Annotated in this window: 19 protein-coding genes; 12 read left to right on the forward strand and 7 right to left on the reverse strand. The window is 52.5% G+C overall.

Annotated features, from left to right (window positions below; translation table 11 throughout):
• Nucleotides 1-14: 14 nt before the first annotated feature.
• The 4 genes from ACQ4M4_RS05685 (at nt 15) to ACQ4M4_RS05700 (ending at nt 6,245) form a co-directional block, all read left to right on the forward strand.
• Nucleotides 15-368 (forward strand): hypothetical protein, encoded by a 354-nt coding sequence (locus tag ACQ4M4_RS05685; protein ID WP_430683502.1) that lies wholly within the window; start codon nt 15-17, stop codon nt 366-368.
• A gap of 975 nt (nt 369-1,343) precedes the next feature.
• Nucleotides 1,344-2,612 carry a glycosyltransferase family 1 protein gene (locus ACQ4M4_RS05690; protein WP_430683503.1) on the forward strand — a complete coding sequence of 423 codons (1,269 nt, stop codon included), beginning with the start codon at nt 1,344-1,346 and terminating at the stop codon, nt 2,610-2,612.
• A 24-nt stretch (nt 2,613-2,636) separates the two neighbouring features.
• Nucleotides 2,637-3,920 (forward strand): UDP-galactopyranose mutase, encoded by a 1,284-nt coding sequence (gene glf, locus ACQ4M4_RS05695; RefSeq protein WP_430683504.1) that lies wholly within the window; start codon nt 2,637-2,639, stop codon nt 3,918-3,920.
• Nucleotides 3,921-3,977: 57 nt separating this feature from the next.
• A complete protein-coding gene (locus ACQ4M4_RS05700) occupies nt 3,978-6,245 on the forward strand; it encodes a family 1 glycosylhydrolase (protein ID WP_430683505.1) in 2,268 nt (755 codons plus the stop codon).
• Nucleotides 6,246-6,321: 76 nt separating this feature from the next.
• Here the strand turns inward: ACQ4M4_RS05700 and arfB are convergent, their stop codons facing one another.
• Nucleotides 6,322-6,738 carry an alternative ribosome rescue aminoacyl-tRNA hydrolase ArfB gene (arfB, locus tag ACQ4M4_RS05705; protein WP_430683506.1) on the reverse strand — a complete coding sequence of 139 codons (417 nt, stop codon included), beginning with the start codon at nt 6,736-6,738 and terminating at the stop codon, nt 6,322-6,324.
• Between the two features lie 4 nt (nt 6,739-6,742).
• The gene (locus ACQ4M4_RS05710) at nt 6,743-7,540 is read right to left on the reverse strand and encodes a DUF3891 family protein (RefSeq protein WP_430683507.1); all 798 of its coding nucleotides are present in this window, start codon (nt 7,538-7,540) and stop codon (nt 6,743-6,745) included.
• A gap of 377 nt (nt 7,541-7,917) precedes the next feature.
• On the opposite strand from ACQ4M4_RS05710, the gene ACQ4M4_RS05715 reads away from it, so the two are divergent.
• From ACQ4M4_RS05715 to ACQ4M4_RS05750, 8 genes are all read left to right on the forward strand, one after another.
• Nucleotides 7,918-8,709 carry a 4'-phosphopantetheinyl transferase family protein gene (locus ACQ4M4_RS05715; protein ID WP_430683508.1) on the forward strand — a complete coding sequence of 264 codons (792 nt, stop codon included), beginning with the start codon at nt 7,918-7,920 and terminating at the stop codon, nt 8,707-8,709.
• A 452-nt stretch (nt 8,710-9,161) separates the two neighbouring features.
• Nucleotides 9,162-10,631, forward strand: a complete 1,470-nt coding sequence (locus ACQ4M4_RS05720; protein WP_430683509.1) for a lysophospholipid acyltransferase family protein — start codon at nt 9,162-9,164, stop codon at nt 10,629-10,631.
• A 362-nt stretch (nt 10,632-10,993) separates the two neighbouring features.
• Nucleotides 10,994-12,745 (forward strand): ABC transporter ATP-binding protein, encoded by a 1,752-nt coding sequence (locus ACQ4M4_RS05725; protein ID WP_430683510.1) that lies wholly within the window; start codon nt 10,994-10,996, stop codon nt 12,743-12,745.
• 232 nt (nt 12,746-12,977) lie between these two features.
• The gene (locus tag ACQ4M4_RS05730; protein WP_430683511.1) at nt 12,978-13,964 is read left to right on the forward strand and encodes a helix-turn-helix transcriptional regulator; all 987 of its coding nucleotides are present in this window, start codon (nt 12,978-12,980) and stop codon (nt 13,962-13,964) included.
• Between the two features lie 249 nt (nt 13,965-14,213).
• A complete protein-coding gene (locus tag ACQ4M4_RS05735) occupies nt 14,214-16,703 on the forward strand; it encodes a TonB-dependent siderophore receptor (RefSeq protein WP_430683512.1) in 2,490 nt (829 codons plus the stop codon).
• A 36-nt stretch (nt 16,704-16,739) separates the two neighbouring features.
• Complete coding sequence (locus ACQ4M4_RS05740) at nt 16,740-17,807, forward strand: iron-siderophore ABC transporter substrate-binding protein (protein ID WP_430683513.1); 1,068 nt, start codon at nt 16,740-16,742, stop codon at nt 17,805-17,807.
• 42 nt (nt 17,808-17,849) lie between these two features.
• Nucleotides 17,850-18,221 (forward strand): DUF1636 domain-containing protein, encoded by a 372-nt coding sequence (locus tag ACQ4M4_RS05745; RefSeq protein ID WP_430683514.1) that lies wholly within the window; start codon nt 17,850-17,852, stop codon nt 18,219-18,221.
• A gap of 282 nt (nt 18,222-18,503) precedes the next feature.
• Nucleotides 18,504-20,369, forward strand: coding sequence for an ATP-binding cassette domain-containing protein (locus tag ACQ4M4_RS05750; protein WP_430683515.1), 1,866 nt, complete (start codon nt 18,504-18,506; stop codon nt 20,367-20,369).
• Between the two features lie 48 nt (nt 20,370-20,417).
• On the opposite strand, the gene ACQ4M4_RS05755 is transcribed toward ACQ4M4_RS05750, so the two are convergent.
• The 5 genes from ACQ4M4_RS05755 to ACQ4M4_RS05775 form a co-directional block, all read right to left on the reverse strand.
• Entirely contained in the window at nt 20,418-21,278 is an 861-nt protein-coding gene (locus tag ACQ4M4_RS05755; RefSeq protein WP_430683516.1) for an ABC transporter ATP-binding protein, read from the reverse strand.
• Nucleotides 21,279-21,335: 57 nt separating this feature from the next.
• Nucleotides 21,336-22,385, reverse strand: coding sequence for a FecCD family ABC transporter permease (locus ACQ4M4_RS05760; protein ID WP_430683517.1), 1,050 nt, complete (start codon nt 22,383-22,385; stop codon nt 21,336-21,338).
• A 53-nt stretch (nt 22,386-22,438) separates the two neighbouring features.
• The gene (locus ACQ4M4_RS05765) at nt 22,439-23,464 is read right to left on the reverse strand and encodes a FecCD family ABC transporter permease (RefSeq protein ID WP_430683518.1); all 1,026 of its coding nucleotides are present in this window, start codon (nt 23,462-23,464) and stop codon (nt 22,439-22,441) included.
• 425 nt (nt 23,465-23,889) lie between these two features.
• Nucleotides 23,890-24,294 (reverse strand): ExbD/TolR family protein, encoded by a 405-nt coding sequence (locus tag ACQ4M4_RS05770; RefSeq protein WP_430683519.1) that lies wholly within the window; start codon nt 24,292-24,294, stop codon nt 23,890-23,892.
• A 96-nt stretch (nt 24,295-24,390) separates the two neighbouring features.
• Nucleotides 24,391-25,041 (reverse strand): MotA/TolQ/ExbB proton channel family protein, encoded by a 651-nt coding sequence (locus ACQ4M4_RS05775; RefSeq protein WP_430683520.1) that lies wholly within the window; start codon nt 25,039-25,041, stop codon nt 24,391-24,393.
• Nucleotides 25,042-25,224 lie beyond the last annotated feature (183 nt).

Here is a 25,224-nt window from a genome sequence, read left to right on the forward strand (position 1 = left end):
TTTGAGAGTGCGCTATGCCAGCAAATGTGTTGATTGGAAATGCTCAAACTGAAGGAGCCCAGCGACGGGGCTGGTTTGTGGGAGGGTTTATCACTCCGCTGGATGATCCCCGCTCTACGACAGCTCTAGAAGTGAAGTGGGGTGTACACGCAGAGGGCGATCGCCGGGTTGAATGGTCTGCCCCCGCAGACACCGCTACGCTGTCAATTTTGGTGCAGGGTCGTTTTGGGCTACAGTTTCCCGATGGCGAGATTGTGCTTGCCGCCCAAGGTGACTATGCGCTGTGGCTCCCAGGAGTTGCCCATACTTGGTGTGCTGAACAAGATTCTGTTGTTGTTTCGGTGAGATGGCATCCTCAACAGGCTTGAGGCTTGCATTCTGGCGTGACCGGAGCTGTGCGGCGTATACTGATGGCGCTCTGAATCTACCGTTTGGCTCGTGCTGGTTCATCATGTAGCCTGGGCCGAGTCATTCGCCACGGAATAGACCTCCTGACAAATCATTGCACAGCGATTTTACGCTTCAAAAGGCGATTTGCGCAGCCAGTCTATTGTCTTTATCAAGAACACCGAGGGTTGATAGCAGGTTCGCGAATCATCAACCGAAAACCTTGTGTGGAAAAAACTAAGTTCGGGATGATGCCCCAATTTTTTTGCAAGAAACGGCCATCTTGAAGCGGTAAATCATACGTTGGATATTACGTTCGATATCAAGAGAATCGAATTGTTCCTTTCGTATCTAATGAATTTATCTCTACCCTATGGCTAATTACCTTTATCTCAAAGTGTCAGTATTATGAAAGTTTATGATTGATCTCGATCGAGAATAACCTAACTGCCAAATCGCTGCTCTACAAGATTCATCTCATTGAAAGACTCGAATTCAACGAGCATAAACTTGCTTGGCTGAACGAATATCTATAGCAATTCGCAGAACTTCTATCAAAAGAAGTATCGTTAATAGAATAAAAACTTCTATTCTTTAGATATTCACTTGGTGGTCTGAAAGCAGTCAGCAGTTCATCGCAACATTTCTTAGCCTGTTTTTGATCGTTTCTGAACCGTAATTCATCATTGCGATCGCTTGCAACTGTTCCTCCAAAGGCGATCGCCATCCATTTCCAAGCCGAAACTTACTCTTTTGGATAGGTTTATAGTTTCGTCCAGGTTGATTAAGGTTTGAGCATGAAAGACGGTTTCACTACTTCCTGCAAACTCTTATCACTCATTTGAGAATTAATCATTTGAGATGTTGGGGAGTCCTCAATTTGACGAATACATTAAACTTCCAACCATAAAAACAGTTGTTCAAGAATTTAATTTCATCAAGAATAAGGTACGTTAATGTCTAATCTGCAATGGTCTGAAAACCCCAATAAAAAATCTTCTGGAGTTCCAGATCTGGTTTGCTTCTCTCATCTGCGATGGGATTTTGTGTATCAACGCCCTCAACATTTGTTGAGTCGCTGTGCTCAAATTCGAAGAGTTTTTGTTGTTGAAGAACCATTTACCAGTTCTGATACTACCTGCCGATTAGACATTAGCAAGCGTGAGTCTGGAGTATGGGTTGTTGTCCCCTACTTGCCTATAGGATTAAACGAAGAAGACTCGATTCAATGTCAACAGCAGCTTGTTGAGCAGTTATTTTGCGAAGCTCAAATTCAATCCCCAATTCTTTGGTATTACACACCAATGGCGGTGCCGTTTACTCAGCAGCTTGATGCGTCGGCAGTTGTGTATGATTGCATGGATGAGCTGTCGGCTTTTAAGGGGGCGCATCCTCAGCTGCGATCGCGCGAGGCCCAACTGTTTCAGCGGGCAGATCTGGTGTTTACCGGGGGGCACAGCCTCTACGAAGCCAAACAACACCAACATTCCAGTGTGCATGCATTTCCCAGCAGCATTGATAAGGCGCACTTTGCCCAAGGCAGAGCCATTGCAACAGAGCCCACCGACCAAGCCTCGATTCCCCATCCTCGGCTTGGGTTTTATGGGGTGGTGGATGAGCGTATGGATTTGGACTTGTTGCGCGGAATTGCCAAGGCTCGTCCAGATTGGCATCTTGTCATCATTGGCCCCGTTGTTAAAATCGATCCCGAAACCCTGCCCCGCGAGCCCAATATTCATTACCTAGGCGGCAAGCCCTATCAAGCGTTGCCCAACTATTTGGCAGGGTGGGATGTTGCGCTTTTGCCCTTCGCGCGCAATGAATCGACTCGCTTTATTAGCCCTACCAAAACACCAGAATATTTGGCGGCTGGCAAGCCTGTTGTATCCACTGCAATTCGTGATGTGGTGCGGCCCTATGGCACTGAGAACTTGGTTCACATTGCCAATACAGTACCTGAGTTTGTGGATGCGATCGCCACTGCGCTGGACCCAACTCACACATCGCCGGATTGGCTCAGCCGGGTAGATGCTTTCCTATCCCAAACATCGTGGGATCGCACGTGGCAAGCCATGAATGAATTGATTGAAGACGTAATCGCCACACGGCAGCAAAATACGACCCGTCCACCCCAGTCACAAGATGCTGTTGCTGCCCGATCTGCTCAACAAGACGGACAACGCACCGTTGCCGCGAACGCCAACACAGACACGTTGGTCAGTTAAATCTTTGCCAAGAGGAATAGACCCATGTTCGACTATTTAATCGTTGGTGCCGGATTTGCTGGCAGTGTGCTGGCAGAACGCTTGGCAAGCCAAAGCAATAAAAAAATATTAATTGTGGATACGCGAAACCACATTGGCGGTAACGCCTATGACTATTACAACGAAGATGGAATTTTAATTCATAAGTACGGGCCACACATCTTTCACACCAACTCTCGGGATGTGTTTGAGTATTTGTCGCGGTTTACCGATTGGCGACGCTACGAGCACCGGGTGCTGGCCAGTGTGGATGGGCAATTGGTTCCGATTCCGATTAATTTAGACACAATTAACCAACTCTACAGCTTGAACCTGACGGCCTTTCAGCTAGCAGAATTTTTAGAGTCGGTTGCAGAGCCGAAAGACTGCATTCGCACCTCTGAAGATGTGGTGGTGAGCAAGGTAGGACGCGAACTGTACGAGAAGTTTTTTCGAAACTATACGCGCAAACAGTGGGGAATTGATCCATCAGACCTGGATAAATCGGTCACTGCCCGTGTGCCTACCCGGACCAACCGAGACGATCGCTACTTTACCGATACATATCAGGCGATGCCGCTCCATGGCTACACGCGCATGTTTGAGAGAATGTTGGCCCATCCCAACATCAAAATCATGCTCAACACAGACTACCGGGAAATTCAAGACATCATTCCCTACAAGGAAATGATTTATACCGGACCGGTGGATGGTTTCTTTGACTATTGCTACGGCAAGCTGCCATACCGATCGCTCGACTTTAAACATGAAACGTTGAATGAAGTGGTGCATCAGCCACAAGCAGTGATTAACTATCCCAACGAACATTTGTATACACGGGTAACGGAATTCAAATATCTCACCGGACAAGAACATCCCAAAACCAGTGTTGTTTACGAATATCCGAAGGCAGAAGGAGATCCCTACTACCCGGTGCCACGCCCTGAAAATGCCGAGCTGTACAAACAGTACAAAGAGTTGGCAGATGCCACACCTGATGTCCATTTTGTCGGTCGATTGGCAACGTACAAGTACTACAACATGGATCAGGTTGTGGCGCAGGCATTGGCTGTGTATGCTCAATTGACTCAGCGTTCGAGTTGGCATCCGACGGAGGAAAACCGATTTGTGAAGCAGCCTAAAACCGCGCCTGCCATGGGCGATCGCACCTTCAAGTCTCCCCTGCGGTCAACCGCTGCTCGAACGGTGCCCGCCTCCAAATCTGCATCCAATCATGGTAATCATGGCAAAGCTGAATCTCCCAATGGCAAGTCCCTAACCTCCACCTAAGGTGGTCGTTGGGATGGGCAGAACACGTGATTTGCCAAACGGCAACGATGGACAGGGATGACTTCAAATCAACGATTACCCAATCAGCAGCCGTTGCCCAAGCTAGAAGTTTGGGGGGGGATTGAATGCACCGTAAACCGTGTGGGCGATCGCTACTTTGATCAGCTTGAGCGCAACGGTCATGCAACCCGCATGGACGACCTCGATCGGTTTGCGGCCTTGGAAATTCAGGCAATTCGCTATCCCATTTTGTGGGAGCGAGTGGCCCCTCATGGGCTAGAGCAAGCCGACTGGCAATGGGCCGATCAACGATTGCTGCGTTTGGATGACTTGGGCATTCGGCCTATTGTTGGCTTGGTGCACCATGGCAGCGGCCCGCGAGAAACCAGCCTGATCGATCCGGCCTTTCCCGACAAGTTGGCGCAGTTTGCCACGGCTGTCGCGCAGCGCTATCCCTGGGTGGACTCTTACACTCCCGTCAATGAACCACTGACCACCGCCCGATTTGCTGGGTTATATGGGCATTGGTACCCCCATGGGCGCGATGATTTGAGCTTTGCCAAAGCTCTGATTCACCAGTGTCGGGCTACGGTGTTGGCCATGCAGGCCATTCGTCAAATTAACCCGCGTGCTCAACTGGTGCAAACGGAAGATTTGGGCAAGATCTTGAGTACGCCGCTGTTGGCGTATCAGGCCGAGTTTGAAAATGGGCGCCGCTGGTTGTCGCTAGATTTGTTATTTGGCCGGGTTAATGCCGATCACCCCATGTGGAGCTACTTGCAGTGGATTGGGGTGGAAGCGGACGAACTGCTGTGGTTTGCCGAAAATCCCTGTCCGCCTGATCTGATTGGTATCAATCGCTATGTATGTGGCGATCGCTTGATTGATGAGCGAGTGCATCGTTATCCACCCCATACCCATGGCGGCAATGGCAAGCACCAATATGCCGATGTGGAAGCGGTGTGGGTATGTGCCGAAGGGATTTACGATCATGTGAGCCTGTTGAAGGATGTATGGGAGCGCTACCAAACGCCTATTGCCATTACTGAGGCTCATTTGGGCTGTACCCGCGAGGAGCAAATGCGCTGGCTCCGGGAGGTATGGCAGGTGGCACAAACGCTGCGCCGGGATGGGGTGGACTTTCGGGCTGTAACCATTTGGTCGCTGTTGGGAACCTACGACTGGAATACCCTGGTGACGCGAGAGGACGGCTTTTATGAGCCGGGTGTGTTTGATGTGCGATCGCCCCAACCTCGCCCAACGGCTCTGGCCAGTTTGGTGCAGTCGTTTACCAAAGGGCAGGAATACTCGCATCCCGTGCTGGATCTGCCGGGTTGGTGGCAGCGATCGCAACGATTGCGCTATCCCCCGGTGCGCTTTTCCACCCAAGCGGGAGGATGGGTGGATGCAGAACCTGACCAAGTTGTGCGATCGCCAGAGATGAAGCTAACCCGTACCCCAGGTAAGGCTGCAAATGCATCGATGCGGCCTTTGCTGATTACGGGGGCAACGGGAACGCTAGGACAAGCGTTTGCCCGCTTTTGCGAAATTCGTGGTATTCCCTACCATTTGCTGTCGCGCCAAGAGCTGGATATTACCGATAAAGATTCGGTTGATCGGGGGCTGGCTGAATTGCGGCCTTGGGCGGTGATTAACGCTACAGGCTATGTGCGGGTGGATGATGCCGAGCGCGAACCCCACCTGTGCTACCGCATCAATACCGAAGGTGCAACCCTTTTGGCACAGGCCTGTGCAGAGCGCAACATTGGTATGGTGAAGTTTTCATCGGATTTGGTTTTTGATGGAAACCGCGCGGCGCCCTATGTGGAAAGTCACGAGGTTGCCCCGCTCAATGTGTATGGACAAAGCAAGGCGATCGCGGAACAGCAAGTGTTGCTAGCTCATCCCGATGCGTTGGTGATTCGTACCAGTGCTTTTTTTAGCCCATGGGATGCCTACAACTTTTTGACGATTGCGCTGCGCACCTTGGAAGCTGGAAAGCCGTTTGTGGCTGCATCGGATGCGGTGGTATCGCCAACCTATGTGCCCGATTTGGTGAATGTAACGCTGGATTTGCTCATTGATGGCGAATCGGGCCTGTGGCATTTGGCCAATGCAGGGGCGAGTGCGTGGGCTGATCTGGCACGAGATGTGGCAACGCTGGCCGGATTGGACAGTACGCAAGTTCATGCTTTGCCAGCGAGGGATTTGAATTGGGTCGCAGTTCGCCCTGCGTATAGTGCGTTGGGTAGCGAACGCGGAATTTTGATGCCTCCGTTGGATAAGGCGATCGCTCGGTATTTGCATGAGCGAATCTGTGCATGAGCGGATTCCTGCATAAGCGAATCGATGCATGAGCGCTAGATAACCCTTGCCCGTGTTGGCTGCGGTCTTGTGCTCTCTAGTCCTCGGTGACTTTGCCTCGCAAGGCTTTGATGTGGCTGCGCTGAGTTTTGCGCTCCAATCGTTTTCGTTGAGAGCTGCGGGTGGGTTTACTGGCTTTGCGCGGTTTTGGAATGGCGATCGCGCTTTTGATTAATTCCTGCAAGCGCTGTAAGGCCTCTTCTCGATTTTGTTCTTGCCGACGATGCTCTTGGGCTTTGATCACGATCACGCCGTCTTTGGTAATGCGTTGATCGTTCCATTTCAGCAATCGTTCTTTGTAGCGTTCGGGTAAGGATGATGCCACAATATCAAACCGCAGATGAATGGCGGTGGCGACTTTGTTCACGTTTTGTCCACCAGCCCCCTGCGATCGCACAGCGGTCATGTCAATTTCATGATCCGGAATCGAAACGGTGTTGGAAATGTGCAGCATGGATTCAATGGAATTTCTTGGCGGGACAAAGGGTAACGGTGAGGGTAATCCAGGGGGCTTTGGCGAGGCGATCGCGCATGGTTTGTTCGTCTTCAGAGGGTTCTGTCAGCATACGCCCTTCAAACGTAACGGTCACGTCTTCCGATTGAAAGCACCACGGCTCAACCGAGAGATGCGTTGGGTCATGGTCGATCGGTGCAAGGGTGAGTGTGGTTTCGCCTGTGGCGGTGGGGACAGGCCCAAATGATCGCTCATGGGTCACTCCCATGCAAATCATGAGGGAAAGTGCATCCCATGTGGCGACAAGCTGTTGGTTGCGGGCGATCGCCTCAGATGTCACGTAGCGTGCGTAAGCGGCATCCTGTTGTAATTGCTGTATCAATTCCTGCTGGAATTCTTTTTCCTGTTCCAGAAATGATTCAACAATACGTGTCGATTCCGGTGAGTTTTTCCAATGGGTAAAGCGTTCGTACAATCCAGTGCCATGGCGGGAAACCAGCAGTGCCGCATAGCGTCCCATGGGCAATACCATGTGCTTTGCTCCAGCCCACAGTTGCGTATGGATTGCAGGGGCCACTTCATTAAAGCTGTGGGGATACCCCGTCGCTCTGTTGAGCGTGGGTGCTGCTTCCCATGGTACCCAGCCAATATCGTGCTGCTCTGCCCCCAAGCACACCGCCTGCCGAGGAGCCACTGCACCAAATTGCTCGTTGCCCCACGCCTGCGCCAATTGACCCGACACCCAGGCATGGGTTGGCTGTGTAATGCAAATGCGGCTCTCATCCATGGTGCGATACAGCATGACGACCCCCAGGCGACTCCCAGTTGAACATCTTCTCTTTCAACTGTAAAACTTCGCCAGAGCATATGTCTTCACGCTGGAGATATGAATTCAAAATTGCGCTTCAAGCTTAATCCGCTGTCAATCCAGCTCAATATGATCGCCACTTAAGCTGCAATACGATCAACCTCAAACAGCCCTGAAATCAGCCTTGCTCTACACCCTATGACCCTTGGATAAATTAACAAAATCTTGGCTATTCGGAAGCGGCTTCTTCGCAAAATAGTCTGCAAAGTCGGTAAGATTGGGCAGGTGGCTGAGACCCGTGGGCGCTGAACTTGCGTGGAAAGAGCCATTCTGAATAGTTCGGTCTGAATAGTTTGGTTTGTTTGGGCTGCATGTTGAAAGTGAAGACTCCATCTTGGTTAATTCCTCCGATTCGTTTGGAGTTACCCGCAGAATCGATTCACATTTGGCGGGTTGACTTGGGTGTGGGTAGTGCAACGCTTCAGCGCTTTGCTCGCATGCTTTCTCTTGATGAATGCCAGCGGGCAGAGCAATTTCGGTTTGAGCGCGATCGCAACCGTTTTATCGTTGGACGGGGTGCTTTGAGGTGCCTGTTGGGGCAATATTTGGAGATAGAACCCAGCCAGCTTCAGTTTCGCTATGGAGCGACCGGAAAGCCTGAGTTATGGGTTGCAGATGGGGAAGCAACGCTGCACTTTAATGTGTCTCATTCCCAGGATTTGATGCTGTGTGCGATCGCCCAACATCAGCCCGTGGGGATTGATGTGGAGTATTGCCGTTCGATTCCAAACTTGTCCCAGCTCACCCAGCATTTTTTTGCCCATCAAGAGCATGTGGCGATTCAAGCACTGCCGCCTGACCTACAGCCAATGCTATTTTTTCAATATTGGACATGCAAAGAAGCATTGCTGAAAGCGACAGGAATTGGCATTCAAGATCTGAAAAAGATTGAAGTGATGATTGCCGATGGAATAGTGCAGCAGATGCAATGGAACCTAGAAGCACAACACCAACCGCAATTTGGAATAGAACTCTTTTGCCCTGCCTCAGAGTATATGGCCGCGATCGCCATTCATCATCATGAACCTTTCCCCCCAACGAGTTCGCAAAGCCAACATGGGCTCATGTCCGTTCCCTGTAAATTTTGGCAATGGCCAGAGTAGTGGAGTGTAAGAGGATGTCTGAAAAGTGCCTAAAGCTGCGTGTATTTCCCTCACCCCTTGTGTTCCCCTCTCCCAATTTTGGGCGAGGAGAAAGGGTTTGCAGCTCCCCTTCTCCCAAAATTGGGAGAAGGGGTTGGGGGATGAGGGCTATTTTTTGACTTCTCAGACATCCTCTAAGAGGATGCTTTAAAGGCCCTGATTTTTCGGATGAAGTGTGTAAGTCTCATAACGCTTTGAGGCTCATTCACATGTAGAGTTCTTAAGCCTTTGGCCGAAGATTTATCCAGTTCATGATAATGAGGTTGCTGAACGGTTCCACCGCTTGATGGGTAACCTTTGGGCGGAGCCATGAAACAGACCAAATCCACAGTCGAGAGCTTATTTTTACGGTCGTGTTCATTTAATTTTTATACGTTGAATGGTTTATTGATTTTTAAGGGAAATAGAGTGTTGTGCCTCGTTCAACTCATTATGCCTATTCTGGTCTTTTATTTATTCCTCAACGCTTCAACCGATTGATTCTCATGGCAATGCAGCTTGCATTGCCAGTGCTATTGCGCATTCGGTTGCGGCGATGGTTGCCGACTGGAATTGCTCGTGTAGAGGTTGTGAATGCAGAGGGCTTGGCAAAACTATATTCCCAGTTTCAGTCGGGGCAATGTCGCTTCATTTTGGCATTTCGTCATCCCGAGGTGGATGATCCGCTCTCCATGCTGTATTTGCTTTCTAGGGCGGTTCCCCAAGCCGCTCGGCAGCATCACATTCCGCTGCGATCGCCCATTCATTCTCACTTTGTGTACGACCGGGGAATGACCATTTGGGCGGGTAAGTGGCTGGGGTGGCTGTTTTCTCGGCTGGGTGGCATTCCCATTCATCGGGGCAAGCGGATCGATCGCGCCGGAATTCGGGCTGTCCGCGCCCTGCTGCTGCATGGACAGTTTCCTTTGGCGATCGCCCCCGAAGGTGCAACCAACGGCCACAGCGAAGTGGTCAGCCCCCTAGAGCCAGGAGTCGCGCAATTAAGCTTTTGGTGTGCCGAAGATTTGAAAAAAGCTGGACGAACTGAGCAGGTATATATCATTCCGATCGGTGTGCAGTACCACTACATCCATCCGATTTGGCCGCAGATCGATCGGCTTTTGAGCCGAATGGAGCAGGATGTGGGGCTGTCCGCGCTGGCAACACCCCCCCATGCGGTTGAGGGTCGCTACCAGCGGGTGCTGCGTTTGGCCAACTCCTTGCTATCCGAAATGGAAGCGTTTTATCAGCGGTTCTATCCGCAACACGTTACCGTTGTGCCCCCGTTAGAAGATGCATCGGTTGGGGCGGCTCATCTTGACAATAGGCCTGTGATTCAGCGGCTCTATGCCTTGCGAGATACTGCACTCAAGGTGGCCGAAGCTTATTTTGGCCTCAACGGGCAGGGAACGATTATCGATCGCTGCCGCCGTTTAGAAGAAGCCGGTTGGCATGCCATTTATCGTGAAGATTTGCCTGCGCCGTTGAAGCGGCTGCCTCCATTTCGGCGAGGATTGGCTGACTGGGGCGCAGAAGAGGCCACAATTCGTCTACGGCATATGCGGCTGGTCGAGAGTTTTGTCGCGGTTACTGCCGATTATCTTGAGGAAAAACCAACTGCTGAGCGCTTTGCCGAAACGGTACTACTTATGTTTGATGTGGTTGCGCGCATTCGGGGCGATCGCATACCGGCTCGGCCTCGGCTCGGGTGGCGGCAGAGCCGGGTGACGGTGGGAGACCCCATTTGTGTGAGCGATCGCCAACCCCTTTACGAACGCGACCATGCTTCGGCAAAACAGGCTGTGACTGCATTAACCCAAGATTTGCAAACGGCACTGGAGCACATGATTTCGTCAACGGCTCCACTCATCAGCCCAGATGGAAGCAATATCCCTCCTGCATGAATCCTTGCGCAGCACCGCCAAGGATTCATCCTGCAAAACACCATTCGTGCAGGAGGTCTAATACTGACCCAGTTTTCCCGCTACGAATCAAAAAACTCCGCCTAGGAATCCTTTTTGAGGCAATGTTTCGCTACACTGCTGACTGCGATCGATAACGTCAGGACTTTGCATTGCATGCAAAGTCCTACGGAAGTTGGTTTCGGTTGGTGAGCGTTGTCTACCATCCCAAACCAACCTCATCAAGACTTACGCACGTCATCCAAAAAACCAGGGGATTGAATGATGGTTGGAGTGCCCAGCGCTGCAACCATCATTCAACGGCGTAAGTTCTGTTCCTAAGTCCTAAAACAAACGACGGATGTATGAGTGGATGGATTCAGCCCTATCGTGTGCTGTTGGGCACGTACCTCAAGCCGCAGCAGAGGCGAGTATTATGGCTCGCGGCAACGTTGCTGGGCAGCATTGGCTTGCAGGTGTTGAACCCTCAACTGGTGCGCGACTTTATTGATACGGCAGTGGCGGGAGGATCGCAGCAGCGGTTGGTGTTGGTTGCGCTGGCGTTTGTGGCGATCGCACTGGTGACTCAAACATTGGCGATCGCAGCGACTTTCTTAAGTGAAACCATTGCCTGGAGCGCAACGAACGAGTTGAGGTTGCACTTAGCCGCTCATTGCTTGCGGCTTGATCTAACCTTTCACCAAGCGCACACCCCCGGCGAACTGGTGGAACGAGTTGATGGCGATGTGGATGCCCTGTCTCGCTTCTTTTCGCAGTTTGTGCTGCAAGTGGTGGGAAATAGTCTGCTGGTGGTTGGCATTTTGGCCGTCCTGTGGCTCGAAGATTGGCGGGCGGGCTTGGCCTTAAGTTCGTTTGTGCTGGTTGCATTTGGCATTTTGGTGCAATTGCAGGGGCTAGCCTTGAAACCCTGGCAACTGTATCGCCAGGTCAGCGCAGAATTTTACGGCTTTGTTGCCGAGCATTTAAGCGGGTTGGAAGACATTCGGGCGAATGGGGCGGTGGGCTATGTCATGAATCGGCTCTATCGTATCTTTCGCGAGTGGCTGGCCGTCTTTCACAGGGCGCGGTTTGCAAGCACACTGCTGTGGAGTAGTACCGTGGGTTTGTTTGCCATTGGAAATGCGATCGCCCTGGGGATTGGTGCATATCTGTGGAGCCGAAATGCGATCACCATTGGCACGGTTTACCTGCTGTTCTACTACACCACGCTGCTACAAGATCCGATCGAGCGTATTCGCGAAGAACTAGAGCAACTTCAGCAAGCAACAGCCAGCATTCAGCGAATTCAATCCTTACTGGCTTATCCAGCTCGGCGGCAGCCTGACGGATTGGCCACATTGCCCCAGGGAGCGCTTGAGGTCACGTTTGAGCACGTTAGCTTTCAATACGAATCGTCTGTCAGTACCCTTCATGATCTGAGTTTGCATCTTCCAGCTGGGCAAATTTTGGGATTGCTGGGGCGCACAGGCAGCGGCAAAAGTACCCTGGCCCGATTGCTGCTGCGACTCTACGACATTCATCAGGGAAAAATTTGCCTGGGAGGGGTGGATTTGGCCCATCTTGCCCCCCACGAGCTGACGCAGCATATCGGTTTTGTGACGCAAGATGTACAGCTATTTCAAACGACCATTCGAAACAACCTCACGTTCTATCATCCCCACATTCCGGATGAACAGATTCTGCAAACGCTGGAGGAATTGGGCCTGCTGCCGTGGCTGGAGGCACTACCGCAGGGATTGGATACAGAGTTAGGAGCCGATAGTGGTGGCCTGTCTGCCGGACAGGCACAACTGCTGGCATTGGTGCGCGTGTTCCTCAAAAATCCGGGATTAGTGATTTTGGATGAAGCTTCCTCTCGCCTAGACCCGCTGACAGAGCAGTGGATTGAACGAGCAATGGATCGCCTCCTGAAAAACCGCACCGGCATCATCATTGCCCATCGGCTAAAAACGGTGGAGCGAGCAGACCAAATCTTGATTTTGGAACAGGGGCAGCAGGTGGAATATGGCGATCGCACGATCCTGATGTCCAATCCCAATTCACGGTTGTCGCAGTTGTGGCGGACGGCCTCCAGTGTGGAGATCCGCTCATCGTAGGCGTGATTCAGGTGCGGAGAATATCCAGTCTCGGAGGATAATCCAGTCCCGGAGAATATCCAGTCGTAGGCGGCTTGCTCTGGGGTTGTTCTGGCAACTATTTGAGAGTCATTCCCAATTAACGGTAGAATCTGCAAGGTTATGATTGCAAATACGTTTGTGCTGTCTGGCATCTGGGTTCGGCAACAACCCAGCACGTTGCTCCTTCACGCCGTTGTTCACCCCGATCGCTATGACCATTACCCTCTCGCAGGCTGACTATTGGCAGTTATTTGATGAAGCCGCGCTGCATGCTGCCGCTACAGCAGATAGAGCACAAGACATTGTGGCGGAGGCCAGCCCTTCAATGTGCCCTTTTCCTGCTCAATTAGGACAGGGTTGGCAGCTCTTGGTGCCGTTGCAGCCGGGGGTAGAGCTGATGATTGAGGATAGCTGCTTGAGCGAGGATGTGATGATTCGCCATTGCGATCGCACCCATCCGGTTGAGTTTACCTTTGCTCAAGTGACCCAAAACGGCAGAACGCATTCGCAGTACGCTTTGTATGGCAGCGGGTTGGCGCGGGGGGAGCTGTGGCATCTGTCTTCTGGGCAGCGTACTGTGCAAATTACAGTGCACTTGGAGCCAGAGTTGTTGCAGCGATGGTTGGAGGAGGATGCGGCGGTGCCTCAGGTTGCGGAACTGTTGCGATCGCCCGAAACGCCCTACTATGAACGCTCCGGTACACCCACGGCGGCCATGCAAATGACGGTACAGCAAATGCTGAACTGTCCGTTTCAGGGGTTGACGCAGCGGCTGTATCTCAATAGCAAAGTATGGGAACTGTTAGCGTTGCTGATTGAAGATATGCGATCGCTCCAGTTGCCTCCTAGCGACCTTCATCCCCTCAAGCCCGACGATGTGGAGCGCATTCACTACGCCAGCAAGCTGCTGCGCCAGCGGCTTGAAAATCCCCCATCGTTGATTGAACTGGCGCGCGCCACTGGCATTAACGATCACAAACTCAAGGTGGGATTTCGCCAAGTCTTTAACACCACGGTGTTTGGCTATTTGCACGAGCTGCGATTGGAGCGATCGCGCCAACTGCTAGAAGCTGGCGAAATTAGCGTAACCCAGGCGGCCCAGGCGGTGGGATTTGCAAATCGTGGCCATTTTGCGGCGGCTTTTCGGCGTAAATACGGGGTGAATCCTGGGGTGTATCTTCGACAAAAACGAGCCTAGTCACCCTTGCTAACGGTGCGGTAGTCGCAGAGCGGCCCTGATCTGTGGTGGATGGGCGAACTGGGATGATCCAAAACTCCCGGACGCGATCGCAAAAACTCCGCCACCGGATCGTTAGCCGTATGGGCTCAGACCCTCCCTCCTGTATGTTCTTGATAATGATTCCTAATTATTTGGTGCGGCTGGCCGAAACCGTTCTGCCCAACGGTTTGGCGGCTGGTTTATTCAACTCATGTGATGTGTGGAGTGATGATGCATAAGGTGCAACGATTGATGCTGGCTAGTGTGCTGGCGTGGGTTCCGGTGTCGGCGATCGCGGCTGAACCCAATCTCACCGAGGGCGATCGCGATTCGGTGGGCCAAACCGAGGTCCGCTATCTCGATATGGCGCAAGGGCTGACCCAGATTACCAATATTCAGGTAGAGCCGGGCAATCCGGGTGTGCGCTTGGTGCTGCAAACCTCAGGCTCGCTGGCCACTCCAGAAACCTCTACGGTAGGCAATGCATTGATTGCTGACATTCCCAATGCGGTGTTGGCTTTGCCAGAGGGCGACTTTTTTGAGGTGGTTGGCCCCGCTGAGGGAATTGCCTTTGTGTCGATCACCACGGTGGGCGATCGCGTTCGCATTTCCCTAACAGGGACCGATGCACCACCCAGCCTCAGCCTCAGCTCAGAAGCGACTGGAGTGGTGTTGGCGGTGCTTCCTGGCGTTGCTCAAGCCGATGCTGCCTCTGACGAGGCGCTGCAAATTTCCGTGACAGGACAAGGCGACGAAGGCTACAACCCATCGACCTCTAGTACCGCAACGGGAACCGATACCGCCCTCCGAGACGTGCCACTGTCGGTGCAGGTCATTCCCGAAGCGGTGATCGAAGACCGAGGCGTGACTGAATTGAGCGATGCTCTGGAAACGGCGGGGAGCGTAGTGCCCACGAGCGGGCGCGGTACTAGTGTGTTTGGTCCTGGTTTCTACATTCGCGGATTTAACACGCGGGGCGGCATTTTTCGAGATGGGGTGCAGGCCACGTCCTTATCGCCGCTGAGCACCAACGACATTGAACGGGTGGAAATTTTGCGTGGGCCTGCTTCGATTTTGTTTGGGCAGGGAGAGCCCGGGGGTATTATCAATGTAGTGCCCAAGCGGCCTTTGAGCGAACCGTTCTATGAACTTTCTGCAACGGCGGGAAGCTTTGCAAGTTATAGTGGCGGCCTCGATTTTTCGGGACCGTTGAATGATGATCGCAGCGTACGCTATCGCCTAAATGTGAGCTACGAGAACTATGATAGTTTTCGAGATGTGGTGAATGGCGAGCGGTTGGTTATTTCACCAATTGTGACGTGGGATATCAGCCCCAACACATCTATTGATGTGTATGGACAATACACAAGCGATCGCGAAACTATTGACGAAGGCATTGTGGTTGGTGCAAATGGAATTCTCGATTTGCCGCGCGATCGCTTCTTGGGAGAAGAATTTGGTGAGTTCACCCAGGATCAATTTAACGTTGGCTATCGCCTCAATCATCAGTTCAATGATGATTGGTCTGTGCGTCACTCGTTGCAGTATTTGCAGTATCAACCCGAGCGTTACGCTCCGCTGTTCGATTCGTTTGACGAAGCGACGGGACAGTTAGATCGCCTTGCTTACTATGGGGGTGGCAACTATCAGCGCTTTTTTACCAATGCGGAAGCTGTCGGTCGATTTAACACGGGAAGCATTCAGCATCGGTTACTGTTTGGCGTAGAGTATCGCAATGTGCTGGAACAGCCAGAGTTTCAATTCAGCAATTTGTATACGCCTATCAATGTGTTTAACCCCGTTTACACGGGGATTCCCTACGCAATTCAGCCTGAGTTTTTTCGGGATGACACGATCAATACGATCGGGGTGTATTTGCAAGATCAAATTGAGCTATCGCCCAACCTAAACCTACTTGCAGGAATTCGCTACGATACGGTCGATCAGTTCCGCACGACTCAAGATGTGGGGGAGGCGCGAGCGGAGTTTGAACAAGTAGACAGCGCTTTTTCGCCTCGATTTGGGATTGTGTACCAGCCTGTGGAGCCAATTTCGCTCTATGCATCCTACACCAGCTCGTTCAGCCCATCGTTTGGTGCAAGTTTGAACGAAGATGGCTCCAACTTTGAACCAGAGCGGGGTCGCCAGTGGGAGGTGGGGATGAAGGCCGATCTGAGCGATCGCCTCAGCCTCAATGTTGCTGCGTTTGATATTCGTCGGCAGAATGTGACTACACCCGATCCCAATAATCCTCTGTTCTCAGTGCAAACTGGCGAAGTTGCGAGCCGTGGCCTGGAGCTAAACCTGGGGGGTGAAATTTCGCCTGGATGGAACATTACGGCGGGCTATACCTTGCTCGATGCCTTTGTCAGCGAAGATAACACCGATGTGGTGGGCAATCGGTTGGCCAACATTCCCGAAAATCAGTTCAGCCTGTGGACAACCTATGAGCTGCAAGCAGGCAGTTTGCAAGGGTTGGGATTTGGTCTGGGGTTGTTTTATCTGAGCGATCGCCCAGGCAACCTCGATAACTCCTTTACCATTCCCAGCTACTTCCGAACCGATGCGGCCTTGTTCTACCGCCGCGATAATTGGCGCGCTCAGCTCAATGTTGAGAACTTGTTTGACACCGAGTATTTCACTGCGTCGGATGAGTTTTTGGGCGTGACTCCAGGGTCTCCGTTTACGGTAACGGCCCGAGTTGCGGTGGAGTTTTAGATGCGCAGAAGGATAGATGATTTCATGGGTGAAAGGATGCGTTGTTCAGGTTCCAATCAATCCTGGACGGATGTTTTGGGACATGAGTTTTCGCAACTGCTGGGGAATTGCCGTAAAGGGGTGGGGCGATCGCTGCAACGTTGGGGCCTGAATGCAGGATTGGCACTGCTGACGCTCACGTTGGTTGTTGCCTGTCAGCGTCCCGCCGCTATGACTCCGCCGAGTGAATCTCAGGATTGTACGGTGGTGGAACATGTGGCAGGGTCGGTGTGTGTGCCCAATACCATTCAGCGTATGGTGACGCTGGATGGAACGGCGTTTGAGTATGCGATCGCGGCCAACCTCACGCCCATTGGTACAGTTGTGCCAGAGTTTCGTCGGCAGCTCGACGCCTTACAGCTTGACGTCGAAAACATCGGCAGAGCAGGCGAACCCAGCATTGAACGAATTCTTGCCCTCAAGCCTGACCTCATTGTGGGGCTCAACTTTCACGAAATCATCTATCCTCAACTGTCTCGCATTGCGCCGACGCTGCTGGTCAATTTTGAACACAGTGGCCAGTGGAAATCTGTGTTTGAAACGATGAGTGCTCAACTGGGACAAACCGCCGCCGCCGCGGCCGCAATGGCAGATTACGAAGCCAGAATTGCAGCATTTAAGGCCGCGATGGGCGATCGCCTGAATGATCTGCAAATCTCGGTGATTCGCCTCTACCCTGAAACCATCAACTTGTATTTGCAAGATTCGTTTTGCGGTACGGTATTGCAAGATGCAGGGCTAGCGCGTCCTGCGGCTCAGGCCATTGGTGCAACCGAGGCAAAGCAGCGGTTTGGTAACGAAATTCAAACATCTATTAGCCGTGAACTGTTGGCCCAGGCCGATGGGGATGTCATCTTTATGTGGACGGCAGAGGATAGCGCCACCGCTGAGCAGTCAGCCCAAGAGCGTTTACAACAACTTCAGCAAGATCCCCTGTGGAGTCAGCTCAAGGCTGTGAAAGCTGGCCGGGTGTACCGCGTGCCGAGCTATTGGATTGGCAGTGGCCCCATTGCCGCAAATGCCATTTTGGATGACCTGTTCCAATATTTGGTCGAGCCAAGCTAACGGTGGTTTCCATTGCCCATATGTGCGTGTGAGGAAAATTTCATGCCAGATCAATTGATTGTTTGCAAAAGTTGTGGCTTTTCGGTGGAAGAGGAAAGCCGCAATGGCGAAACCGGGGGCGAGCATTTGCTCAAACAGCTGCAAGCACTGCACGAACAGTGGCCTCGTAACAATGAACTCATCATTGAAACGACTGGATGTTTATGTATTTGTGACCAGCCCTGTGCGATCGCGTTTGTGGGCACCCACAAACCCAGCTATTTGTTTGGGGATTTGTCTCCGGTTGACCATGCTACCGATTTGCTCACAGCTGCCGAACTTTACCTGGATTGCAAAGATGGCATGGTACCTGCCTTCAAACTTCCAGAATCCCTTCAGCCCCATCGAATTGCTCGTATCCCGCCTGCGCCATAAACTTGAGGCTGATGAGTCAGTCCCTCGACACCATGAAAAACCTCACCCTAAAGCCCTATGCCGCCCGCCGAAAACCAGAGGGTTGAATGATGTTTGGGATGCTTAAGCACCCCAAACATCATTCAACTGCATCAGTTCTGTTGAAGTGGATTGGTGTTCAGGCATCAGTTCGCTAAACTGGCCGATGTCTTCCAAGCTGGTGTAGTTATCGCGGGTGTGGTTGATAAACAACCCAACAGCGTCAACATTTCATTCGTCGTTTCATTCATCCAAGAATTGGCTATGCCGTCTATTTGGCATCTTTTGGTGCAAATGCTGCGCTATGCGCCACGGCTCTATGCAGTGGATACGCTGCTGTGGCTGCTGATTTTGGGGCTGCCTGCGGTACCTGGCCTCCTCATCCGCGAATTTTTTGACAGCTTGACTCAGGAAGCGGGAGTCGTTGGATCGCCGTGGATGTGGATTGGCTTGCTGCTGGCAACTGGACTGGCGCGAGTGGTGGCAATTTTGCTAGGACGGGTGACCAAAACTCAGCATCGATTTTTGATGAGTGGTTTGGTGCGGCATAATCTGCTGTTGGAGCTGTTGCAGCGGCCAGGGGCGGAGGTGGCCTCGGGTGGAATCAACGGACAAAAGACCTCTCCGGGTGAGCTGCTGAGCTACTTTCGGGATGATGCGCTGCAAATTGAGGATACGGTGGTTGGCACCAACGAGCTGTTTGCTGCGGGGGTGTTTGCGCTGGGTTCGGTTGTGGTGCTGCTCAGCGTCGCTCCCAAGATGACGCTGCTGGCATTTTTGCCCCTATGCGCGATCGCTGCCCTGGCCCACCAGGCCGAACATCGTCTCAAGCGCTACCGGCACGCCAGTCGGCAGGCAACTCAGCAAGTAACCGGACTCATTGGGGAACTGTTTACAGCGGTGCAAGCTGTAAAGGTGGCCGGAGCCGAAGCCAGAATGCTGGAAGAATTGAGACGACGGAGCGATCGCCGCCGTCAGCTCATGGTGCGCGATCAGGTTTTCACCACGACCCTCAACTCTGGTTTTGAGAATATTGTCAGCCTGGGAACGGGCCTGCTTTTGCTCCTCGCCTCTCAAAGCCTGGGTCGCCAAGGAACTTTAACGGTTGGTGACTTTGCTCTATTTGTCTATTACCTTTCCTTTGTGACCCACTTTTTGGGGTTTCTGGGCGGTTTTCTGGCAACGATCAAGCAGAGCGAGGTGTCGTTTGAGCGGATGGCCGAACTCGCCCCTCAAAACAAGAACTTAGACCCTGCACGAACGCTCCACCCGCTGACTCAACCGCATCCGCTCTATCTCAAACCCATTCTTGGCGCTCCACCATCCTTGCCCCAACCCCAGGCTCCTACTCACGTTTCTCCTCTACAAGAGTTTCGGGTGGAAGGACTGACCTACTGCTATCCTGGCACGCAAAATGGAATTTTTGAGGTTAGCCTGACGGTGCCACGAGGTAGCCTAACGGTGATTACAGGCCGGGTTGGTGCTGGCAAAACGACCTTGCTGCGATCGCTCTTGGGGCTATTACCCCATCAATCGGGCCAGATCTTTTGGAATAATCAGCCGATTTCAGACCCTGCCAATTTTTTGATCCCGCCCCATGCGGCCTACACGCCACAAATTCCTCAACTGTTTAGCACTTCCCTTCAGGAAAATTTGCTGCTGGGTCTAGAGGTTGAATCAACCCAAACGGTGATGCAACGGGCGATCGCCACAGCTGTGTTTGATCGCGATTTGGCCGCTATGCCCGATGGGCTAGATACCCGCATCGGCACCCGTGGAGTTCGGCTTTCGGGTGGCCAAAAGTATCGCGCTGCTGCCGCTCGTATGCTGTTGCGCCAGCCCCAACTGCTGGTGTTTGACGATCTCTCTAGCGCATTAGATGTGGAAACAGAGCAACAGCTTTGGGCACAGCTTTTTGCCAATCGCCATCATTTTGTCAATCGCCACGACATAGACCCAGCAAATGATGAGCCTATCCCCACCTGCTTGATTGTGTCGCATCGTCCGTCTATTCTCAAACGCGCAGACCAGATCATTCTTCTAGAGGCGGGAACGGTGCAGTTTTCGGGAAAACCCGCAGACTTTTTGAGCCAGTTTCCAACCTTTTTGCAGGAATCCACACCTTGCTAACCTGAGTTTTGGATAAGCAGAAAAGCTCTTAACCGAAACTGACGTTAGTTAATCGATCAGATGGGGAACTTCGTTTCGATCGCCGTGATTCTGGCCTACGGTCGCAACGGAGGTGATGGGTAAGCAGAGCGGTGTGTTGGATATGGGATCGGTCAGAATGCGGCTCTTGAGGTTGAAGACCTGCTGCACCATGGCTTCGGTCACCACTTCGGTGGGAGTGCCCTGAGCCATAAGCAGCCCATCGCGCAGGGCCACCAAATGATGGCTGTAGCGGCAAGCCAGGTTCAAGTCATGCAGCACCATGACAATGGTGCGTCCGCCTTGCTGATTCAGGTGATACAGCAAATCCAGGACTTCGATTTGATGGGCTAAGTCAAGATAGGTGGTGGGTTCATCGAGCAGCAGGGTGTCGGTGTTTTGGGCAAGGGCCATGGCGATCCAAGCGCGCTGCCGCTGTCCGCCCGACAGGGTATCGATAGGGCGGTTCGCAAACTCTTGCAAATGCGTGGTGGCGATCGCCGCTTCAACCGCGTGCTCATCGTCCTGAGACCATTGTTTGAACCAGGTTTGATGGGGATAGCGTCCCTGGGCGACCAGTTCGCGGACAGTGAGCCCTTCGGGTGCGCTGGGGCTTTGGGGCAAAATGCCCAGCCGTTTTGCCAACTCCTTGGTCGGCAGTTGGGCGATCGCCTCTCCTTTTAGATACACCGTGCCACCTTTGGGAGCGAGCAGTCGTGCCATGCCCCGCAGCAAGGTCGATTTGCCGCAACCGTTGGGACCCACCAGCGTCGTCATTTTCCCTTGAGGAATGGCTAAGTCCAGCCCTTGAATAATCGTGTTGCCATCATAGGCAAGCGTGAGCTGATGGGTGGCTAGTGCAGCTGGTGCATTGGCATCAAACTTGAGCATGGGTGGTGACCAGGAAAGAGGTGAGATCAAAACGGGAACGAGGAATGAGCCCTCAAGTTAGCGATTGCGATTGCGATACAGCAACCACAAAAAATACGGAGCCCCAATGGCAGCTGTGATAATGCCACAGGGAAGCTCTAGCGGGGTAAACAGCAAGCGCCCTGTCATGTCAGCTAGCTCGACAATGCAAGCCCCGGTAAGGGCTGCAACGGGAATTAGCCCAGCGTGGGACGGGCCAACCGCGAGCCGCGCGAGGTGAGGTGCCATCAGCCCAACAAAGTAGATGGTGCCTGCCGTTGCCACTGAGGAACCAGCCAGGGCAACCGAGCACACGATCAGCAGTCGGCGGGTCCATTCCACCCGAGTGCCCAGCCCCTGAGCCAGATCGTCACCTAGGCTGAGGGCATCCAAGTCGCGGGCCAAGAGCCACGACAGCGGAATGAACACGACGAGCCATGGCAGCAGCGGCCCCAAATGCTCCCAACTGCGGCCATAAACGCTGCCCGTCAACCACACGAGCGCTTGGGTTACCGCATTAATTTCGCCAAAGGTGATCATCAAATTGGTGAAGGCATTGAGCAACATGGTGAGGCCAATTCCAACCAGGATGAGCCGGATTGGTGAGGTGCCCTGATTCCATGCCAGCAGGTAGATGGCGATCGCCCCCACTAGGCCACCCACAAATGCCGCAAGCGGCAAACTCGCGATGGGTAAGCTAGGAAATAATACAATCATGGCGACGGCGACCACGCTAGCCCCTGCATTAATGCCCACAATTTCTGGCGCTGCAAGAGGATTGCGCGTTAGCCCTTGCAAAATGGTTCCAGATGTCGCCAACCCCATGCCAATCAACAATGCCACCAAGGCCCGAGGCAACCGCAGCGTATTCACCACAAAGGCCGCTTCTGGATTGGTCGGTATGCCAACAATCGTTTTGACAACATCCAGCGGTGGGATGAAGTATTCTCCCTGGCTCACATTCACCACCAGAGCCGCCAATGCAACCACCACCAGCAGCCCAAATACCACAGGCACGCGACGATCGACCCGCAACGAAATGGGGAGACGTTGAGGTTGGATAGACAGCCAGGGCTTGGGTGCAGACATAACGACGACAAATTAAAAAATTGGTTTGATGAATAGGAGCAGGAATTACTGCATTAACGCTTGCGCGATCGCGCTAGGAAGATAAAAAATGGTGCGCCGATGAGCACCGTCATAATTCCAACCGGAAGCTCCTGTGGACGAACGATGATCCGGGCTGCAATATCTGCGATTGATAAAATGATGCCGCCTGCAACCATGGCATAGGGTAAGATCCAGCGGTAATCGACCCCCACGCCAAACCGAACGACGTGGGGCACAACCAACCCGACAAAGCCAATTGGCCCTGCCAATGCTACAGAACTACCCGCCAGTACCACCACCACAAACGCAGATGAAAGCTTGACCCAGCCCGTCCGTAAGCCCAATCCTTGAGCAACATCTTCTCCAAGGGAGAGCAGGGTAAGCTGTGGAGCCAAGGCTAAAGCACCCACCAAGCCGATGGAAATATAGGGCAGCACGGCCAATAAGGTTTCGACATCTCGACCTGCTAGCGAGCCACCCAACCAAAACCGAATATCATCTAGCGTTCGCTGGCTCAAAATGAGGATGGCATAGATGAAGGAATCCAGCAGATAGGTCAATGCTGATCCGGCAATGATGAGTTTGAGCGGGGTGAGGCCGCTGCGCCCCATCGAGCCCAACCAGTACACAACTACTGCGGCGATCGCTGCTCCTGCAAAGGCAAACCCAATATAATTGCCTCCACTACCCCAAATCAAAATGGCAAGAACCATGGCGAGTGCCGCGCCAACATTAATTCCCAAAATATCGGGAGCCGCCAGGGGATTGCGCGTTATCCCTTGGGTGATGGTTCCGGCGACGGCCAGGGCTGCCCCCACCACCACGGCCAGAATGGCTCTGGGTAACCGCACAGTGCGAATAATGAGATGCTCTGTGGAACCGTTGAACTGGAAGATGGCTTGCCATACGGTTCCTGAGTCGATCTCTGCTGCACCCAGTAAGATGCTGAACATGAGGCACACCAGCAACAAAATGCCGCTCGCCACAAGCCCAAACATCAAGTAAGCAGGGGATTTGGAAGATGACTTGACAGGCGATCGCACCGTATTTGAAGACATAACAGATTGTTGATGGGTGGTACTGCGTTGAAGGCTAGTGCGGGTAGATGCGGTTCGCGTGGTGTGGATCACCCCTCAACGATGGCTGGGGGAATTGCTAAACGGTTCGTGACATTGCTTGTGGCATTGCTTGTGATATTTCGTTGAACAGGATGCACAACAGCAGCGTAACAATCCAGCAAACGATGAGTTTGAACGTAAAAGCGATATGTGAATCGATGGGCTCGCAATGAGTTTGTACTTCACCCATTCACGATCTTGCTCATGGTTCAACTCATCAATTCTTGATGGCCTGGATTAAATCGTTGAGAATTTGAACTTACCGCTTTCGGGGTAGTGATTCCTGTGTGTTCACTTGGTGTGTTGATTTGCTATGTTGACTTGCCAACGGTCGTTTTCCCAATGAGTAATTTATTGGTACTAATCTATTGGGCTTTTTCGGTGGCAATGCCTAAGGTTGCCCCCTCAATGACGCGCAGTTCATCCATCACCGCAATCACGCGACCATGGCTTACGGCCTCATCTGCATTGATGACAATCACGGTTTCTTGGGTGGTGTTCATCAAGCGGCGAACTCCAGCTTGCAAGCCTTCAATGGCGATCGCCTCTCGGTTTAGCGCGATCTCGCCAGAGGACTCCACCGTGACGGTAATGCGGGTTCGCTCTTGCACCTCAGAACTGGCGGCTTTTGGCAAATTGACGGGCAGCGATTCCGAGCGTGTTAGGAACAGGCTAGAAATGATGAAAAACGTCAGAATTGCAAAGATGACGTCAATCATCGGCACAATATTGAGTTCAAATTCTTCTTCGGGTTCTTCCGGCAGATACATGGCAGGGCTCCAATGATGACCCAATACGGCAGGGTTTATCGAGATGAGAGAGGGCGATCGCAAGCAAACGCGATCGCGTTGTTTGGAAGGACGATTCTAGCTAGCAGCGTAAGCCTCAGTTTGGACTTGGCTTTGCCGTTCGTGATGCATTTCGTAGAGAATTTCTAACTGTCCGCCGTATTCTTGAATGAGAGCAACCTGACGCTTGTACAGCCCCCGAAACAAGTTGGCAAACAGCAGCGTTGCGATCGCCACGACTAAGCCAGCAGCGGTGGATACCAGCGCTTCGCTAATCCCTCCAGTGACGGCTGTTGCGTTTGTGCCTGCACTTCCCAACTGAATGGCATCAAAAGAAGCAATCAGACCCAAAATGGTGCCCAACAGCCCAAGTAATGGCGACACGCTGATGATGGTGGCAAAAACGGTGTTGAACCTCCGCAAATGGGGCAACTCTGCCTGCATGGCGCTCACCAAGGCCAGGTGAAATTGTTTAGGACTGGCTCCCTCAATTTCCAACGCTTCTAGAAAAATCCGGGCGATGGGAAGGTTGAGGTTTTGCCGCAGCTTGGCATACACATCCATTGGAGCAGTGCGGTAAGTGCGCAAAATGTCTTGCATGACGGTCCGCTGACGACGATTGAGGCGAAACCAAAAGACTAAACGCTCAAGGATGAGCGCGATCGCCATCACCGAAAACACCAACAACGGCCACATTACGATGCCGCCAGCGGCAAAAATACTGCTCATACCCATTCCTTGTGTGAATACCCGGCTCAGGTGCCTGTGACAGCGTGGACGTTGTGAGGCACCCCAGTTATTGAAAATAAATATCAAATGTATTGAGCCCGATCGCGGTTCCATCTGTCAACCCCTTATAGAGAATTGTTCCCAATAAAGAGATGGTAGATACTTGTTAAGGTTTGGCTTTGA

This window comes from Leptolyngbya sp. AN02str (assembly GCF_050565595.1).
Classification (GTDB): Bacteria; Cyanobacteriota; Cyanobacteriia; order Elainellales; family Elainellaceae; genus Kaiparowitsia.

What these genes read in the sequence shown, in the direction of transcription:
- ACQ4M4_RS05685 (WP_430683502.1), top strand. Translation starts at nt 15, where the DNA reads ATGCCAGCAAATGTGTTGATTGGAAATGCTCAAACTGAAGGAGCCCAG.
- ACQ4M4_RS05690 (WP_430683503.1), top strand. Translation starts at nt 1,344, where the DNA reads ATGTCTAATCTGCAATGGTCTGAAAACCCCAATAAAAAATCTTCTGGA.
- glf (WP_430683504.1), top strand. Translation starts at nt 2,637, where the DNA reads ATGTTCGACTATTTAATCGTTGGTGCCGGATTTGCTGGCAGTGTGCTG.
- ACQ4M4_RS05700 (WP_430683505.1), top strand. Translation starts at nt 3,978, where the DNA reads ATGACTTCAAATCAACGATTACCCAATCAGCAGCCGTTGCCCAAGCTA.
- arfB (WP_430683506.1), bottom strand. Translation starts at nt 6,738, where the DNA reads ATGCTGCACATTTCCAACACCGTTTCGATTCCGGATCATGAAATTGAC.
- ACQ4M4_RS05710 (WP_430683507.1), bottom strand. Translation starts at nt 7,540, where the DNA reads ATGCTGTATCGCACCATGGATGAGAGCCGCATTTGCATTACACAGCCA.
- ACQ4M4_RS05715 (WP_430683508.1), top strand. Translation starts at nt 7,918, where the DNA reads ATGTTGAAAGTGAAGACTCCATCTTGGTTAATTCCTCCGATTCGTTTG.
- ACQ4M4_RS05725 (WP_430683510.1), top strand. Translation starts at nt 10,994, where the DNA reads ATGAGTGGATGGATTCAGCCCTATCGTGTGCTGTTGGGCACGTACCTC.
- ACQ4M4_RS05730 (WP_430683511.1), top strand. Translation starts at nt 12,978, where the DNA reads ATGACCATTACCCTCTCGCAGGCTGACTATTGGCAGTTATTTGATGAA.
- ACQ4M4_RS05735 (WP_430683512.1), top strand. Translation starts at nt 14,214, where the DNA reads ATGATGCATAAGGTGCAACGATTGATGCTGGCTAGTGTGCTGGCGTGG.
- ACQ4M4_RS05740 (WP_430683513.1), top strand. Translation starts at nt 16,740, where the DNA reads ATGCGTTGTTCAGGTTCCAATCAATCCTGGACGGATGTTTTGGGACAT.
- ACQ4M4_RS05745 (WP_430683514.1), top strand. Translation starts at nt 17,850, where the DNA reads ATGCCAGATCAATTGATTGTTTGCAAAAGTTGTGGCTTTTCGGTGGAA.
- ACQ4M4_RS05750 (WP_430683515.1), top strand. Translation starts at nt 18,504, where the DNA reads ATGCCGTCTATTTGGCATCTTTTGGTGCAAATGCTGCGCTATGCGCCA.
- ACQ4M4_RS05755 (WP_430683516.1), bottom strand. Translation starts at nt 21,278, where the DNA reads ATGCTCAAGTTTGATGCCAATGCACCAGCTGCACTAGCCACCCATCAG.
- ACQ4M4_RS05760 (WP_430683517.1), bottom strand. Translation starts at nt 22,385, where the DNA reads ATGTCTGCACCCAAGCCCTGGCTGTCTATCCAACCTCAACGTCTCCCC.
- ACQ4M4_RS05765 (WP_430683518.1), bottom strand. Translation starts at nt 23,464, where the DNA reads ATGTCTTCAAATACGGTGCGATCGCCTGTCAAGTCATCTTCCAAATCC.
- ACQ4M4_RS05770 (WP_430683519.1), bottom strand. Translation starts at nt 24,294, where the DNA reads ATGTATCTGCCGGAAGAACCCGAAGAAGAATTTGAACTCAATATTGTG.
- ACQ4M4_RS05775 (WP_430683520.1), bottom strand. Translation starts at nt 25,041, where the DNA reads ATGAGCAGTATTTTTGCCGCTGGCGGCATCGTAATGTGGCCGTTGTTG.